The organism is Xanthomonas albilineans, from assembly GCF_009931595.1.
In the GTDB taxonomy this organism is placed as follows: domain Bacteria; phylum Pseudomonadota; class Gammaproteobacteria; order Xanthomonadales; family Xanthomonadaceae; genus Xanthomonas_A; species Xanthomonas_A albilineans.
Map to the genome: position 1 here is coordinate 3,313,666 of NZ_CP046570.1, position 14,091 is coordinate 3,327,756.

The following is a 14,091-nucleotide window of genomic DNA, read 5'->3' on the forward strand; positions in this document are numbered from 1 at the left end:
GGACATGCACGCGCACGGCGCGCCGATCAGGCGTCCTGCCTGGACATCACGCGTTTCCTGAACCCAGGTCGCCAATCCCCAGGCCCGGTTCGACCTCCACATGCTCCACCACCTCCAAGCCGAAGCCGGCCAGGCCGATCTGCCGGCGCGGCGTGCCCAGTACGCGCAGCTTGCCCAGACCCAGGTCGGCCAGGATCTGACTGCCGGCCCCATTGCGGCGCCACTGGCCCACGTCCTTGCCGTGGGCGGCCTCCGGTTGCGCGCGCAGCCGCGCCAGCAATGCCTGACTGTCGCGCGGCGCCGACAGCACCACCATCACACCCCGGTCGGCGGTGGCGATGGCGCGTAACGCATCGCTGGCGGCCACACCAAAATCCTCGCGACGCCAGTGCAATAAGTCTGCCAGCGGGTTCTCCACCTGTACCCGCACCAGGGTCGGCGTGTCCGCGTCCAACGGGCCACGGACCAGGGCGAAGTGCAGATCGTGCGCGATGCGATCACGGTAGGTCACCAGGGTGAAATCGCCGAACTCGGTGACGATGGGACGCTCGTCGATGCGCTCGACGGTGTGCTCGGTCGCCAGGCGATAGGCGATGAGATCGGCGATGCAGCCCATCTTGAGCCCGTGCGTGCGTGCGAACTCCTCCAGCTGCGGACGCCGCGCCATGCTGCCGTCGGGGTTCAGTACTTCCACCAGAACGCCGGCCGGTTCCAGCCCCGCCAGCATCGGTAGATCGCTGGCGGCCTCGGTGTGGCCGGCACGGGTCAGCACACCGCCGGGGTGGGCGATCAACGGGAAGATGTGGCCCGGCTGACTCAGGTCGTGCGGCTTGGCATCGGGCTTGACCGCGGTACGTACGGTATGCGCGCGGTCGTAAGCGGAAATGCCGGTGGTCACGCCTTCGGCCGCCTCGATGCTGACGGTGAAGTTGGTATGGAACTGCGCGGTGTTGTGCTGGACCATCGGCGCCAAGCCGAGCTGCGCGCAGCGCTCGCGGGTAAGCGATAGGCACACCAGGCCGCGCGCGTGGGTGACCATGAAGTTGATGTCAGAGGGCTTGACCAGCTCGGCAGCCATGATGAGGTCGCCCTCGTTTTCGCGGTCCTCGTCGTCGACGATGACGACCATGCGTCCAGCACGCAGTTCTTCCAGCAACACGGGGATAGGGGCGAAGTTCAGGCTCGGGAGAGTGGAAGGCGACATGCGGCGACTCGCGGAAGACGGTGGGCACCGCAGGCATCGCAGACAACGACGCGCCACGGCGAAAAAACGGCAACGGCCAGGGTCAGTCCCGGCCGCCCTGCAGCAGGCGTTCGACGTAACGCGCGACCAGATCGATCTCCAGGTTCACTGGTGCCCCCACTGTGGTCTGCGCGAACGCGGTGTGCGCCACGGTGTGCGGAATCAACGCGACCTCGAAGCCGTCGGCATCGACCGCATTGACGGTGAGGCTGACCCCGTCCACGCAAATCGACCCCTTCTTGGCGATATAGCGCAGCAGCGCCGACGGCGCGGCAAAACGCCAGCGCTGCGCGCGCGCATCGTGGTGAATCGCCAACACCCGGCCGAGACCATCGACATGGCCGCTGACCAGGTGCCCGCCGAGACGGTCGGTGGGGCGCATCGCCCGTTCCAGATTCAGCGCCGCGCCTTCGGCCAGCGTGCCGAGCGTGGTCAGGCCCAGGGTTTCGGTGGAAGCGTCGGCTTGGAACGCGTCCGCGTCGAAGGCGATCACGGTCAGGCACACGCCATTGACCGCGATGCTCTCGCCGAGCTGCACATCAGCGAACGGCAGGCTGCCGGTCGCGAAGGTGAAGCGGACGTCGCCGCCCTGCGGCTGACGCGCGGCGAGATGGCCGACACCTTCGATGATCCCAGTGAACATATCCGTTTCTCGCGATGCAGTGAGCGAAAAACGCCACAAGGCAAACAGGCGCGCGCCCAGCCGCGAGGCCGTGCGTCAGCTGTCTTCTTTCATCCGGACTATACCGTCGGCTCCGGCATCGCACCGGATCTGCTGACCTTGCCATCGCCGCACAGGCGGCCGTGGGAAGCGCTCGCGGGCTCGTGCGCGAACGCACCTACCGCCGGTGGGGAATCGCACCCCGCCCTGAAGACGTTTGTGGTCGCCGGCGAACCGGCAGACGTATTCTAACAGGCGGCGCTGCGGCACCGATCGGACGCAGCGTCGCAGTTCACGCGGTAACCTTCCGCGTGGGTACACCCACCTACGCCGCTACGCAGACGCGACGTCTGCGGCAACCGGGCGCAACAGCAGGCGCAGATCGTCGCCGAGCTGACGCACATCCAGCAGCTGCAATGGACACCGCTGCGCCAGCGTGTCGATCTGCAGCCCGGCCAGCAGCGGGCGCGCGGCGTCGCCGAGCAACACCGGCGCCAGATACACCAGCACTTCGTCGACCATGCCAGCGCGCAGCAAAGCGCCGCCGAGGGTCGCGCCGGCCTCGACCTGCACCTCGTTGATGCCGCGGGCGGCCAACAGACGCAGCACCGCGTCCAGATCCAGGCGTCCCTCATGCAGCGCGACTGCGGCGAACTCGGCGTTCGGCAGTGTCGGCGGCACCGACGCGGGCGCATGCAGGTAGAGGGTCGGTGCGGCGCCGTCGCGCACCTTGCTCCGCGCCAATGTGCGTAACTGCGCATCGAGCACCACGCGCAACGGCGGCAGTACCTCGGTCGCCTCGCCCAGGCGCACGGTCAGCACAGGATCATCGGCCAACACGGTACCGGCACCGCTGAGGATCGCCCCGGCGCGCGCGCGCCAGCGCTGCACGTCCTGGCGCGCGGCGGCCCCGGTGATCCACTTGGATTCACCGCTGGCCAGGGCAGTGCGCCCGTCCAGGCTGGCCCCCAACTTGACCCGCAGCCATGGCCGCCCGCGCTCCACCCGCGACAGAAAACCGCGATTGAGCGCGCGCGCCTGCTCCTCCATCAACCCCGACTGCACCGCGATTCCAGCCTCGCGCAATAACGCGAAACCACCGCCGTTGACCTGTGGGAACGGATCGGCCATCGCCACCACCACCCGCGCCACGCCGGCTTCGATCAATGCCAGCGCACATGGTGGGGTGCGGCCGTAGTGCGCACACGGCTCCAAGGTGACGTAAGCGGTGGCGCCACGGGCATACTCGCCGGCCGCGCGCAACGCGAACACCTCCGCGTGCGGACCACCGGCGCGCTGATGGAAGCCCTCGCCGACTTGTTCGTCATCGCGCACGATCACGCAACCGACCATCGGGTTTGGACGCGTGGTGTAGGCGCCACGCTCGGCCAAGCGCAGCGCCTGCGCCATCCAGCGATGATCGGCCGCGGAGAAGCCACTCATGCGGCGCACGCACCGGCGTCGATGCGCATCACCACCACCTGCAACAGACCCAGCGGCAGATCCGCATGCCGTTGCCAGCCCAGCCGTCGGTAGAACTCCACCAGTGGCAGTTCGCAATACAAGTACAGCCACTGCACCGAAAACCGTGCCGCAGCCTGCATGCCATGCGTAAGCAAGGCTGCACCGACACCGCTGCCACGCGCCTGCGGGCGCACGTACAGACTCGCCAGCCACGGCGAAAACGGGCGGACACACGCCACCTCGTTCTGCAGCAGGCTGACCGAACCCAGCCATGTCTGACCGTCGAGGGCGATCCAACTGGTCGGGATCCGGGTATCGCAGCGGTGGCTGCGCAGATCGGCCTCGGTTTCGGCCAGGCTCCAGTCGCCCAGCAGCGTGCCGAATGCCTGCATGTGCTCCTGCGCCAGGGCCGGAATATGCTGGGCCGCCTCGGCCAAACAAACGATGCGCATGCGCCTTTAACGCTTGCCGGACTTGTCGCCCGGCTTGCCAGTACGTACAAAGTCCAATAGTGGCAACTGTTCGCTGCCTACCGGCAGTTCGCGTTCGAGCTTCTCGATCTCCTCGCGAAAATCAGCCACGTCCTGGAAGCTGCGGTAGACCGAAGCGAAACGCACATAGCCAACATGATCGAGCTTGCGCAGTTCCGCCATCACATACTCACCGACTCGGATCGAAGGCAGTTCGCGTTCGCCAGACATGCGCACCTGATGCACCACCGCGCGCACCGCCGCTTCGATCTGTTCCTCGCCCACCGGGCGCTTCTGCAGCGCGCGATCGAAACTGATGCGCAACTTGCGCGCGTCGAACGCTTCGCGACTGCCATCGCTCTTGACCACGGTCGGCAATTTGAGTTCGACTGTCTCCAGGGTGCTGAAACGCTCGCCGCACGCCTCGCATTCGCGGCGCCGGCGGATCGTGGCGCCATCCTCGGACACGCGCGAATCGATCACCCGGGTATCGCTGTGCTGGCAGAACGGGCAGTGCATCAGCGCAGCCGGGACTCGGGATCCGCGAGCGCAGCCCCGAAAAAAGGCGAATGGCACGCACTACTCAGCCGCAAGGTCAGGCGTGCGAATGCAGGGACCGGCGCTTTCGCGGGACCCGGGTTCCGGGCCCCTGGTCCCGGCTTCTTAACCATACACCGGGTATTTCCTGCACTGCGCGGTCACCGCCTGACGCACGCGGGCCAGCACGGCCTCATCGGTCGGGGCATCGAGGACGTCGGCGATCCAGTTGGCCAGATCGATGCTGTCCTGTTCCAGATAACCGCGGGTGGTGATTGCCGGGGTGCCCAGGCGCAGGCCCGAGGTCACGAACGGCGAGCGCGGATCGTTGGGCACCGCGTTCTTGTTCACGGTGATGTGGGCCTTGCCCAACGCGGCCTCCGCATCTTTGCCGGACACGTCCTTGCCGATCATGTCCACCAGCATCAGGTGGTTTTCGGTGCCGCCGGAGACGATCTTGTAGCCGCGCGCGATCAGCGTCCTCGCCATCGCCTGGGCGTTCTTCACCACCTGCTGCTGATAGGTCTTGAACTCCGGCTCCAGAGCTTCCTTGAATGCCACCGCCTTGGCCGCGATCACATGCATCAGCGGACCACCCTGAATGCCGGGGAACACGATCGACTGCAGCTTCTTGGCCAGTTCCTCGCTCGCGCCCTGGGCCACGATGATGCCGCCGCGCGGACCGCGCAAGGTCTTGTGCGTGGTGGAGGTGACCACGTGCGCATGCGGCAGCGGGTTCGGGTAGACACCGGCGGCGACCAACCCGGCCACATGCGCCATGTCCACCAAGAAATAGGCACCGACCTTGTCGGCAATGGCGCGGAAACGCGCCCAATCGACGGCCTGCGAGTAGGCGGAAAAACCCCCGATCACCATCTTCGGCTTGTGTTCCAGGGCCAGCCGCTCGACTTCGTCGTAGTCGATCAGCCCCTGGTCGTTGACGCCGTACTGCACCGCGTTGAACAGCTTGCCGGAAGCATTGACCTTGGCGCCATGGGTCAGGTGGCCGCCGTGCGCCAGCGACATGCCCAGGATGGTATCGCCGGGCTGCAACAGTGCCAGGAACACCGCTTGATTGGCCTGCGAGCCACTGTGCGGCTGCACGTTGGCGTAATCGGCGCCGAAGAGTTGCTTGACCCGCTCGATCGCCAACTGCTCGGCGACATCGACGAACTCGCAGCCACCGTAATAGCGCTTACCCGGATAGCCTTCGGCGTACTTGTTGGTCAGTTGGCTGCCCTGTGCCTCCATCACCAGCGGGCTGCAGTAGTTCTCGCTGGCGATCAGTTCGACATGGTCTTCCTGGCGACCGGCTTCGGCGGCAATTGCCCGAGCCAGTTCGGGATCGTAGGTTTCGATACGGGTGGCGCGCGGGAACATCGGGTCTCCGGGAGGATCAGCAAAAGGCAGAGCGCTAGTTTAAGCCGCGCACGGCCCCAAGCGCGAACCCGAGATGGCGGCGGCCTTCGCGACCGCCACCATACTCCCGGGACCATCCTCAACGGCCATTGAGGACCAGGTCGGCGATGACGCCGGTGGCGATCGCGACCAACAGCAGGTCGCCCCGATCGTCGCGGACCCAGCGATAACCATAGGGTGGACGACTGACCCGATAACGGTCGTAGTCGTAGACCACGTCGTTGGGACCGTCGTATCGCTGGCCACGCGCCCAGTACGGCGGCGGCGGCGGCGGGCGGTAATAGACGACATCAGCGCGCTCGCGGTAGCCGTCGCGGTAGCCGCGCTCGTAGGCGCGTCGCGCTCGGTGCCGCTCATGTTCGCGTTCGCGCCAATAGTCGTCGCGGTCGACCTCGCGCCAACCGCGACCGTCCCAATCGCGATACGGGCCATAGGGCTCCCAGGCAAATGCCGTGGGCGCCATACAACCCAGCGCCAGCGCTGAGCAAAGGGCAAGGGTGGCAAAGCGTTTGACGTTCATGGCAACTCCATCACGTGATGTGGCGATTGCATTAATGCCGCACACGTCTGAACCGCCTCCTGCTGCAACCGATTACGTATTCAGCTTGCTCGAACGAGCTAAGGTGGCATTCATTCGAACACCGCGACGGCGGCTGCGCCGCAGCCGAATCGGCCTTGCCGTTATACTGTTCTCCATCCCTTTTCTGCCGCTGTCCGGCCGCCCCGGCCGGGCATCGGTATGCGCTACGGAGTCCCCATGTCGCAATACATCTACACCATGAACCGGGTCAGCAAGATCGTGCCGCCCAAGCGTCAGATCATCAAGGACATCTCGCTGTCGTTCTTTCCCGGTGCCAAAATCGGTCTACTTGGCCTCAACGGCGCCGGCAAGTCGACCGTGCTGAAGATCATGGCCGGCGTAGATACCGATTTCGAGGGCGAGGCACGGCCACAACCCGGCACCAAGGTCGGCTACCTGGCGCAGGAACCGGAGTTGGATCCCAACAAGACCGTCCGCGAATCGGTCGAGGAAGGCGTGGGCGAGGTGCTGCAAGCACAGGCCGCACTGGAGGCGGTCTACGCCGCCTATGCCGAAGAAGGCGCCGATTTCGACGCACTGGCCAAGGAGCAGGAGCGTCTGGAGGCGATCCTGGCAGCGGGCGATGCGCACACGCTGGAGAATCAGCTCGACATCGCCGCCGACGCGCTGCGCCTGCCGCCATGGGAGGCCAAGATCGCCAACCTTTCCGGTGGCGAGAAGCGCCGCGTGGCGTTGTGCCGGCTGCTGCTGCAAAAACCGGACATGCTGCTGCTCGACGAACCCACCAACCACCTCGACGCCGAATCCGTGGAGTGGCTGGAGCAGTTCCTGGCGCGCTATGCCGGCACCGTGGTGGCGGTCACCCACGACCGCTACTTTCTCGACAACGCCGCCGAGTGGATTCTGGAACTGGACCGCGGCCGCGGCATTCCGTGGAAGGGAAACTACACCGAGTGGTTGATGCAAAAGGACGAGCGCCTCAAGCAGGAAGACAACCAGGAAAAGGCACGGCAGAAGGCGATCCAGAAGGAACTGGAATGGTCGCGACAGAACGCCAAGGGCGGCCGCACCAAAGGCAAGGCGCGCCTGGCCCGCCTGGAAGAACTGCAATCGGTCGATTATCAGAAGCGCAACGAGACCAACGAACTGTTCATCCCACCGGGCGAGCGCCTGGGCAACGCGGTGATGGAATTCAAAAACGTCTCCAAGAAATTCGGCGACCGCCTGCTGATCGACAACCTGTCGATGATCGTCCCGCCCGGCGCAATCGTCGGCATCATCGGCCCCAACGGTGCCGGCAAGTCCACGCTGTTCAAGATGATCACTGCCCAGGAAAAACCTGACGCGGGCGAGATCGTGGTCGGCCCGACCGTGCAACTGTCCTACGTCGACCAGAGCCGCGACACGCTGCAAGGCAACCACAACGTGTTCCAGGAAATTTCAGGCGGCCTGGACATCCTCAACATCAATGGTGTGGAGATCCAGTCGCGCGCTTACATCGGCCGCTTCAACTTCAAGGGCCAGGATCAACAGAAACTGGTCGGCTCGCTGTCCGGCGGCGAGCGCGGCCGCCTGCACATGGCCAAGACCCTGTTGCAGGGCGGCAACGTGCTGTTGCTCGACGAGCCGTCCAACGACTTGGACATCGAAACCCTGCGCGCACTGGAAGACGCGCTGCTGGAGTTCCCGGGCAACACCTTCGTGATTTCGCACGACCGTTGGTTCCTGGATCGCATCGCCACGCACATCCTCGCCTTCGAAGGCGATTCGCACGTGGAGTTCTTCCAGGGCAACTACCGCGAATACGAAGAGGACAAGAAGCGCCGCCTGGGCGACGATGCCGGCCCCAAGCGGCTGCGCTTCAAGGCACTGAAGTAACGCCTTCCACCGCACGCGCACGGCGCTCGCAGATTCCGCAGCGGGCCGTACGCGTTGCGGGCGGCATACGTGTGCATGCCGATCGCACACCGACACCGCACCGAGCCGATCCGCACTCGCCAACAAAAAAGCCCCGCATTTAGCGGGGCTTTTGCGTGGTACGCCGTAACGCGTGCGATCAGTCGATATCGAGGAAGCTGCGTAACTGCTCCGAACGACTGGGGTGCCGCAACTTGCGCAGCGCCTTGGCCTCTATCTGACGGATGCGCTCGCGGGTGACGTCGAATTGCTTACCGACTTCTTCGAGCGTGTGGTCGGTATTCATGTCGATGCCGAAGCGCATGCGCAGCACCTTGGCTTCGCGTGGAGTCAGCCCCGCCAGCACATCGCGCACGGTCTCGGAGAGGTTGATGTTGGTGGTGTTCTCGATCGGGGACTCCACATTGGTGTCCTCGATGAAATCGCCCAGATGCGAATCCTCGTCGTCGCCGATCGGGGTCTCCATCGAGATCGGCTCCTTGGCGATCTTCATCACCTTGCGAATCTTGTCCTCGGGCATGTCCATTTCCTTGGCCAGCTCCTCCGGCGTGGCCTCGCGGCCATACTGTTGGAGCATCTGCCGGGAAATGCGGTTGAGCTTGTTGATCGTCTCGATCATGTGCACCGGGATGCGGATGGTGCGCGCCTGATCGGCGATCGAGCGGGTGATCGCCTGACGGATCCACCAGGTGGCATACGTCGAGAACTTGTAGCCGCGACGGTATTCGAACTTGTCCACCGCCTTCATCAAGCCGATGTTGCCTTCCTGGATCAGGTCGAGAAACTGCAGACCGCGGTTGGTGTACTTCTTGGCGATGGAGATCACCAGGCGCAGGTTGGCCTCGACCATTTCCTTCTTGGCCTTGCGCGCCTTGGCTTCGCCGTAGGCCATGGCCCGGCTGATCTCCTTCAACTCGGTCAGGCTGAGGTAGGTGGACTGCTCCACCCCCACAGTGGCTTCCTGCTCGGCAATGATCTGATCCTTGACATCGCGCAACGCCGAGGACCATTTCTGCTTGCGCTTGAGTGCGTCATCGACCCAGACCACGTTGGTCTGATTGCCTTCCCAGGAACGGATGAAATCCTTGCGCGGCATGCGCGCCACATGGGTCGCCAGGTGCAGCACGCGACGTTCGTGTTCCTTGACCTGCGCCATGGCATCGCGCAGCTTGCGCACCAGGGCATCGGTCAGCGGTAGCGGCAGCTTCAAGGTGACAAACACCTCGGCAATGTCGTTGCGCAGCTTGGCAACCAGCTTGTGTTCGGCGCCGTTCTTGGCATAGGCCTTTTTGAACTTGGCGTACTCGGCGGACAGGACTTCCATCCGCCGTGCGACCTCGGCCGGATCCGGACCCGTCGGGCCCGCATCCTCTTCGCTGGCATCGACATCGGCGTCTTCATCCTCATCCCCGGCGGCATCGGCAGCGGCGCTATCGTCCTCGGCCACCACCACCGGCGCCGGCTCTTCCTCGATCAGATCGTTGAAACCGACCACGATCTCGGCCAGCCGCTTCTTGCCTTCCTTGTGCTGCTCGTAATCCTCGAGCAGGGTCTCCACCGCCAGCGGGAACGCGCCGAGCGCGGCCTGGACCTGGCTCAGCCCCTCCTCGATGCGCTTGGCGATCGCGATCTCGCCTTCACGGGTCAACAGCTCTACTGTGCCCATCTCGCGCATGTACATGCGCACCGGATCGGTGGTGCGGCCACCCTCGGTGTCGAGCGCGGTCAACGCGGCAGCGGCTTCTTCGGCGGCGGTGTCGTCGACTTCGCGGTTGCCGGTGTTGCCGTCGTTCAGCAGTAACGTCTCGGCATCTGGCGCAACCTCATGGACATCGATGCCCATGCCGTTGATCATGCCGATGATGTCTTCGATCTGTTCAGGATCGACCAAATCGTCGGGAAGGTGGTCGTTGACTTCGGCGTAGGTCAGATAGCCCTGTTCCAGGCCCTTGCTGATCAGTTGCTTGATGTCGGATTGCTGGGCAGGACGTTCGTTGGCCATGAGTGCGCGCGCCACCGGCATAGATGATGAAGGAGTGAACCTAGCATTATAACAGCCTGGACCGCCGGTTGTCGGACCATGTGTCTGAATTGCTACGCCCAGTTGCCCTGCGGCAACGCATCTCACTTCGAATCAAAGCACGTTACGCTCTTTCAAGGGCGCAGCAGGAACGTGACCGGGCCGTCATTGACTAGGCTGATCACCATATGGGCACCGAAGCGACCACTTTCCACCCCTGGTGGGTGCTGCGCCCGGCACAACTCCAGCAAGCGATTGAAACCGTGTTCAGCCTCGACAGGGGGCGCGGCGGCGGTGAAGCTGGGGCGCATCCCCGTGTCCGTATCGGCAGCCAGAGTGAACTGACTGACCAGTAACAGACCACCGGCTGTCTCGCGCAACGAGCGGTTCATGCGCCCTCTGGTGTCGGCAAATACCCGGTAGCCGAGCAGGCGTTCGGCCATGCGTCGGAACGTGGCATCGTGGTCTCCCGGCTCCACCGCCACCAGCGCCAGCAGGCCGGGCCCGATGCGACCGATCACCTCCCCGTCGACACTGACCGAGGCCTGGGTGACGCGCTGGATCAAGGAGAGCATGTGTAACCGCCGAACGCCGAACTGGTAACGCAAAAGCATGCGACTTCGACACCCCCACTGTCACCTCACCCGCACGACTTACACAGGTGAGGGACACCGGCTCACCCCGGCGCGCGGACCGATCCCCGCGCTAGCCAGCCTGACGCGTCCTGCCGAGCGGATAAACTGCGGCAATGAAACCCGCCACATGCGCTTCCCTGCTGTACCGCTGCGCCGCCGCCGTGGCACGCCTGCCCTGGCCATGGTTGCGACGCCTGGCCGATGGCCTGGCCTGGCTGTGGCAACGTAAAGACGTGCGCGAAAGCCGGGTGGTGCGGCGTAACCTGGAACTCGCCTATCCCGAACTGCTCCCCAGCGAACGCATCGCCCTGCATCGCGACGTGCTGCGCTCCACCGCGCGGCAGGCGTTCGAAACCCTCGTGTTGTGGACCCGACCACCCGCACAGAACCTAGCACGGCTACGCCAGCGCCACGGCCAGGAACTCTACGACGCCGCGCTGGCCTGCGGCCGTGGGGTGATCGTAGCCGCACCGCACTTCGGCAATTGGGAATTGCTCAACCAGTGGTTGGCCTCGCGCGGGGACATCGCCATCGTCTACCGCGTGCCGGAGTCGGCAATCGGCGACGCCTTCCTGCAACGGGTGCGCCGCGGCGAGGGCGTGCGTCAGGTGCGTGCGGAAGGGCCCGCGGTACGCCAGTTGTTCAAGGTGCTCAAGGACGGCGGCGCGGTCGGCATCCTGCCCGACCAACAACCCAAAGCCGGCGACGGGGTATTCGCGCCCTTCTTCGGGGTGCCGGCGCTGACCATGACCCTGGTCAACCGTCTGGCCGAACGCACCAACGCGACCGTCCTGTTCGCCTGGTGCGAACGCGTGGGCAACGACCTGGAATTCGCCCTGCACGTGCAACCGGCGCCGCCAGCGGTCGCCGACGCGGATCCCCTGCGTGCGGCCACTGCGCTCAACGCCGGGGTCGAGCGCGTGGCCCGACGCGACCCGGCACAGTATCAGTGGACGTACAAGCGCTACACCCTGCGTCCGGATCCGACCGAACCCAATCCCTATGCCACAGCCCGTCATCCGCACTGAACGCGGCCGGCAAACCAGAACGCGGGATCAATCGTCCTGGGGATCGACGGGACCATCGAGGATGCGCTGATAGAACGCCAGGTCCAGCCAGCGCCCGAACTTGAAACCGGCTTCGCGCACGGTACCGGCATGCACGAAGCCCAGTTGTTCGTGCAGCGCGATGCTGCCAGCGTTGCTGGCGTCGATGCCTCCAACCAGCACATGCACTCCGCGGGCCTTCGCGGTGTCGATCAGCGCCTGCAGCAGGCGCCGCCCAACCCCCTTGCCGCGATGCCCGCAATGTACGTAGACCGAATGCTCGACGCTGTATTTGAACGCGGGCCAGGCGCGGAAGGGGCCATACGTGGCGAAACCGAGCAACGTGCCGACCTCGTCTTCGAGTCCAAGCACCGGCAATGCGCCGGCATGCTTGGCCGCGAACCAGGCCGACATGCTCTCCGGCGGTCGCGGACGGTAATCGTAGAGCGCGGTGGAATGCACGATGACCTCGTTGAAGATCTCCAGGATCGCCATCGCATGGCGCGGCTCGGTGCAGTGGACAAGGTGCATGCGGAACGGCGTTGAGGGGGATACGGCACAGTAGAAACCAATCGACAACACTTGAAAACCGCCGCTCTCCCCAGTCGCGTTGCCGCATTCGGCGCATCCGGTTGCATCGCCGGCCCCGCGCGAGCAGGCACAGTGCGTTCCACCCCATAAACGCTCGCGACGCACGCAAAGCGCGCGACAATAGCGCACGCGCCCATCCCCGCCACCGCCGCGCACTTCAAGACCATGCCAGCCTTGAAGCGCCGGCGCCGCCCCCCATCTGGAATCGTGCATGAACCGTCCACCTGACATGTCCGCACATGCCTTCGGCGACCCTGGCGCGATCCGCAGCGAACGCGCTGCCTCGGAACTGCGCGCCGGACGCCCCGTGCTGATCCAGAACCACAGCGGCCATCTCCGTGCAGCTATGGCGCTGGACAGCAGCACCGCGCAGTCCTACCACCGTTTCGCTCAGGCCGCGGCGCACCGGCACTACCTGTTCGTGACGTCCACCCGCGCGCAGGTGTTGGGCCTGGACGCACCGCAGGGTGCACGCATTGCTCTGGCTGGGCAGTCCTACGACGCTCTGGCGACGCTGGCCTACCTGCGGGATAGTCCGGCGCCCGTGCAGTGGCGACCGGGCGACGCACTCGATGCAGGCGCCGCCGACATCGCGCGGCTGGGGCTGCTACTGCCAGCCATCGTCGCCGTAGAACTCGACCGTGACGACAGCGCATTCCAAGGCTGCCATACACTGCAATTGGCGGACCTGGAACACGCATGCACCTTGGCAGCCGCCGACAGTTACGAACTGGTCACCCGTACCCAGGTGCCGCTGCGCGACCTCGGCCCCTGCGAATTCGTCGTGTTTCGTGGTGGGGTGGCGCAACGCGACCAGGTGGCGATCGTGATCGGCCAACCCGACCTAACCGCGCCGGTGCCAGTGCGGGTGCACTCGTCCTGCTTGACCGGCGACCTGTTCGGTTCGCTCAAGTGCGATTGCGGCGACCAGTTACGGCACGGCCTGGCCATGCTCAAGCAACTCGGCGGCGGCGTGCTGCTGTATCTGGACCAGGAAGGCCGCGGTACCGGCATCGCCACCAAAATGCGCGCCTACGGCTACCAGCATGACGGCCTGGACACCATCGACGCCGACGCACAACTGGGTTTCGGCGCCGACGAGCGCCGCTACGCCGGTGCGGTGGCGATGCTGCGCGGGTTGGGCATCGCTCGGGTGCGCCTGCTGACCAATAATCCGTCCAAGGCCGAGCGCCTGCGTGCAGCCGGTGTCGAAGTCACCGAGCGCATCCCGGTCACCGGCGCGATCACCGCCGAGAACGAAGGCTATCTGCGCACCAAAGCCGCCCGCGCCGGCCATGCGCTGGACGTGGACACTTTGCTGCGAGCCGGACGCGAACTGTAGCTAACAAAACGACTACGTCGCTGCCGGACGGGCGCGGGCAGTGCTAGGAAATCCTCATGTACCCGCTCACTGCGGTTCCTGCGCGCTGTACGCCCCCACCCGACAGCGACTCGCGACGTTTTGTTAGCCACTGGGTGTGATGCACGTTGAATTGCGCGCGAAGCCAGCTGAGGCGCGTTGAGACAAAGCATGCACAGTCGGCCAA

Annotated in this window: 13 protein-coding genes, 1 other RNA gene and 1 riboswitch; of the genes, 4 read left to right on the forward strand and 10 right to left on the reverse strand. The window is 65.1% G+C overall.

The window, feature by feature from the left end; translation table 11 throughout:
- Window positions 1-46 precede the first annotated feature (46 nt).
- From ribB to XaFJ1_RS13885, 7 genes are all read right to left on the reverse strand, one after another.
- Window positions 47-1,180 (reverse strand): 3,4-dihydroxy-2-butanone-4-phosphate synthase, encoded by a 1,134-nt coding sequence (gene ribB, locus XaFJ1_RS13855; protein ID WP_045757411.1) that lies wholly within the window; start codon window positions 1,178-1,180, stop codon window positions 47-49.
- A gap of 106 nt (window positions 1,181-1,286) precedes the next feature.
- Complete coding sequence (locus XaFJ1_RS13860; protein WP_012917309.1) at window positions 1,287-1,886, reverse strand: riboflavin synthase; 600 nt, start codon at window positions 1,884-1,886, stop codon at window positions 1,287-1,289.
- A gap of 77 nt (window positions 1,887-1,963) precedes the next feature.
- A riboswitch (FMN riboswitch) is annotated at window positions 1,964-2,123 on the reverse strand.
- A 114-nt stretch (window positions 2,124-2,237) separates the two neighbouring features.
- Entirely contained in the window at window positions 2,238-3,347 is a 1,110-nt protein-coding gene (gene ribD / locus XaFJ1_RS13865) for a bifunctional diaminohydroxyphosphoribosylaminopyrimidine deaminase/5-amino-6-(5-phosphoribosylamino)uracil reductase RibD (RefSeq protein ID WP_012917310.1), read from the reverse strand.
- Window positions 3,344-3,820: a GNAT family N-acetyltransferase gene (locus XaFJ1_RS13870; protein ID WP_012917311.1), complete on the reverse strand. Its 477-nt coding sequence runs from the start codon at window positions 3,818-3,820 to the stop codon at window positions 3,344-3,346. Before XaFJ1_RS13870 ends, ribD begins: the two co-directional genes overlap by 4 nt.
- Before the next feature lie 6 nt (window positions 3,821-3,826).
- On the reverse strand, window positions 3,827-4,357 hold the full coding sequence (gene nrdR / locus XaFJ1_RS13875) for a transcriptional regulator NrdR (protein WP_012917312.1): 531 nt from the start codon (window positions 4,355-4,357) through the stop codon (window positions 3,827-3,829).
- 144 nt (window positions 4,358-4,501) lie between these two features.
- The gene (gene glyA / locus XaFJ1_RS13880; protein ID WP_012917313.1) at window positions 4,502-5,755 is read right to left on the reverse strand and encodes a serine hydroxymethyltransferase; all 1,254 of its coding nucleotides are present in this window, start codon (window positions 5,753-5,755) and stop codon (window positions 4,502-4,504) included.
- 118 nt (window positions 5,756-5,873) lie between these two features.
- Window positions 5,874-6,314 (reverse strand): RcnB family protein, encoded by a 441-nt coding sequence (locus XaFJ1_RS13885; RefSeq protein ID WP_012917314.1) that lies wholly within the window; start codon window positions 6,312-6,314, stop codon window positions 5,874-5,876.
- A 237-nt stretch (window positions 6,315-6,551) separates the two neighbouring features.
- On the opposite strand from XaFJ1_RS13885, the gene ettA reads away from it, so the two are divergent.
- On the forward strand, window positions 6,552-8,213 hold the full coding sequence (gene ettA / locus XaFJ1_RS13890) for an energy-dependent translational throttle protein EttA (RefSeq protein WP_045757033.1): 1,662 nt from the start codon (window positions 6,552-6,554) through the stop codon (window positions 8,211-8,213).
- Window positions 8,214-8,391: 178 nt separating this feature from the next.
- On the opposite strand, the gene rpoD is transcribed toward ettA, so the two are convergent.
- Both rpoD and dtd read right to left on the reverse strand, forming a co-directional pair.
- Window positions 8,392-10,254 (reverse strand): RNA polymerase sigma factor RpoD, encoded by a 1,863-nt coding sequence (gene rpoD, locus XaFJ1_RS13895; protein ID WP_012917316.1) that lies wholly within the window; start codon window positions 10,252-10,254, stop codon window positions 8,392-8,394.
- Window positions 10,255-10,406: 152 nt separating this feature from the next.
- Window positions 10,407-10,847, reverse strand: a complete 441-nt coding sequence (gene dtd, locus XaFJ1_RS13900) for a D-aminoacyl-tRNA deacylase (protein ID WP_012917317.1) — start codon at window positions 10,845-10,847, stop codon at window positions 10,407-10,409.
- 173 nt (window positions 10,848-11,020) lie between these two features.
- Here dtd and XaFJ1_RS13905 point away from each other — a divergent pair, with 173 nt between their 5' ends.
- Window positions 11,021-11,935: a lauroyl acyltransferase gene (locus XaFJ1_RS13905; protein WP_012917318.1), complete on the forward strand. Its 915-nt coding sequence runs from the start codon at window positions 11,021-11,023 to the stop codon at window positions 11,933-11,935.
- A gap of 27 nt (window positions 11,936-11,962) precedes the next feature.
- Here XaFJ1_RS13905 and XaFJ1_RS13910 read toward each other — a convergent pair whose 3' ends face one another.
- On the reverse strand, window positions 11,963-12,484 hold the full coding sequence (locus XaFJ1_RS13910; RefSeq protein ID WP_012917319.1) for a GNAT family N-acetyltransferase: 522 nt from the start codon (window positions 12,482-12,484) through the stop codon (window positions 11,963-11,965).
- A gap of 271 nt (window positions 12,485-12,755) precedes the next feature.
- Between XaFJ1_RS13910 and ribA the strand changes: the two genes are divergently transcribed.
- Entirely contained in the window at window positions 12,756-13,886 is a 1,131-nt protein-coding gene (ribA, locus tag XaFJ1_RS13915) for a GTP cyclohydrolase II RibA (RefSeq protein WP_012917320.1), read from the forward strand.
- Window positions 13,887-13,942: 56 nt separating this feature from the next.
- Window positions 13,943-14,015, forward strand: a non-coding RNA gene (locus XaFJ1_RS13920) — sX9 sRNA.
- Window positions 14,016-14,091: the final 76 nt, after the last annotated feature.

Bases quoted from the DNA above. Each gene is read 5' to 3' on its own strand.
- XaFJ1_RS13860 (WP_012917309.1), bottom strand. From the start codon at position 1,886: ATGTTCACTGGGATCATCGAAGGTGTCGGCCATCTCGCCGCGCGTCAG.
- ribD (WP_012917310.1), bottom strand. From the start codon at position 3,347: ATGAGTGGCTTCTCCGCGGCCGATCATCGCTGGATGGCGCAGGCGCTG.
- XaFJ1_RS13870 (WP_012917311.1), bottom strand. From the start codon at position 3,820: ATGCGCATCGTTTGTTTGGCCGAGGCGGCCCAGCATATTCCGGCCCTG.
- nrdR (WP_012917312.1), bottom strand. From the start codon at position 4,357: ATGCACTGCCCGTTCTGCCAGCACAGCGATACCCGGGTGATCGATTCG.
- glyA (WP_012917313.1), bottom strand. From the start codon at position 5,755: ATGTTCCCGCGCGCCACCCGTATCGAAACCTACGATCCCGAACTGGCT.
- XaFJ1_RS13885 (WP_012917314.1), bottom strand. From the start codon at position 6,314: ATGAACGTCAAACGCTTTGCCACCCTTGCCCTTTGCTCAGCGCTGGCG.
- ettA (WP_045757033.1), top strand. From the start codon at position 6,552: ATGTCGCAATACATCTACACCATGAACCGGGTCAGCAAGATCGTGCCG.
- rpoD (WP_012917316.1), bottom strand. From the start codon at position 10,254: ATGGCCAACGAACGTCCTGCCCAGCAATCCGACATCAAGCAACTGATC.
- dtd (WP_012917317.1), bottom strand. From the start codon at position 10,847: ATGCTCTCCTTGATCCAGCGCGTCACCCAGGCCTCGGTCAGTGTCGAC.
- XaFJ1_RS13905 (WP_012917318.1), top strand. From the start codon at position 11,021: ATGAAACCCGCCACATGCGCTTCCCTGCTGTACCGCTGCGCCGCCGCC.
- XaFJ1_RS13910 (WP_012917319.1), bottom strand. From the start codon at position 12,484: ATGCACCTTGTCCACTGCACCGAGCCGCGCCATGCGATGGCGATCCTG.
- ribA (WP_012917320.1), top strand. From the start codon at position 12,756: ATGAACCGTCCACCTGACATGTCCGCACATGCCTTCGGCGACCCTGGC.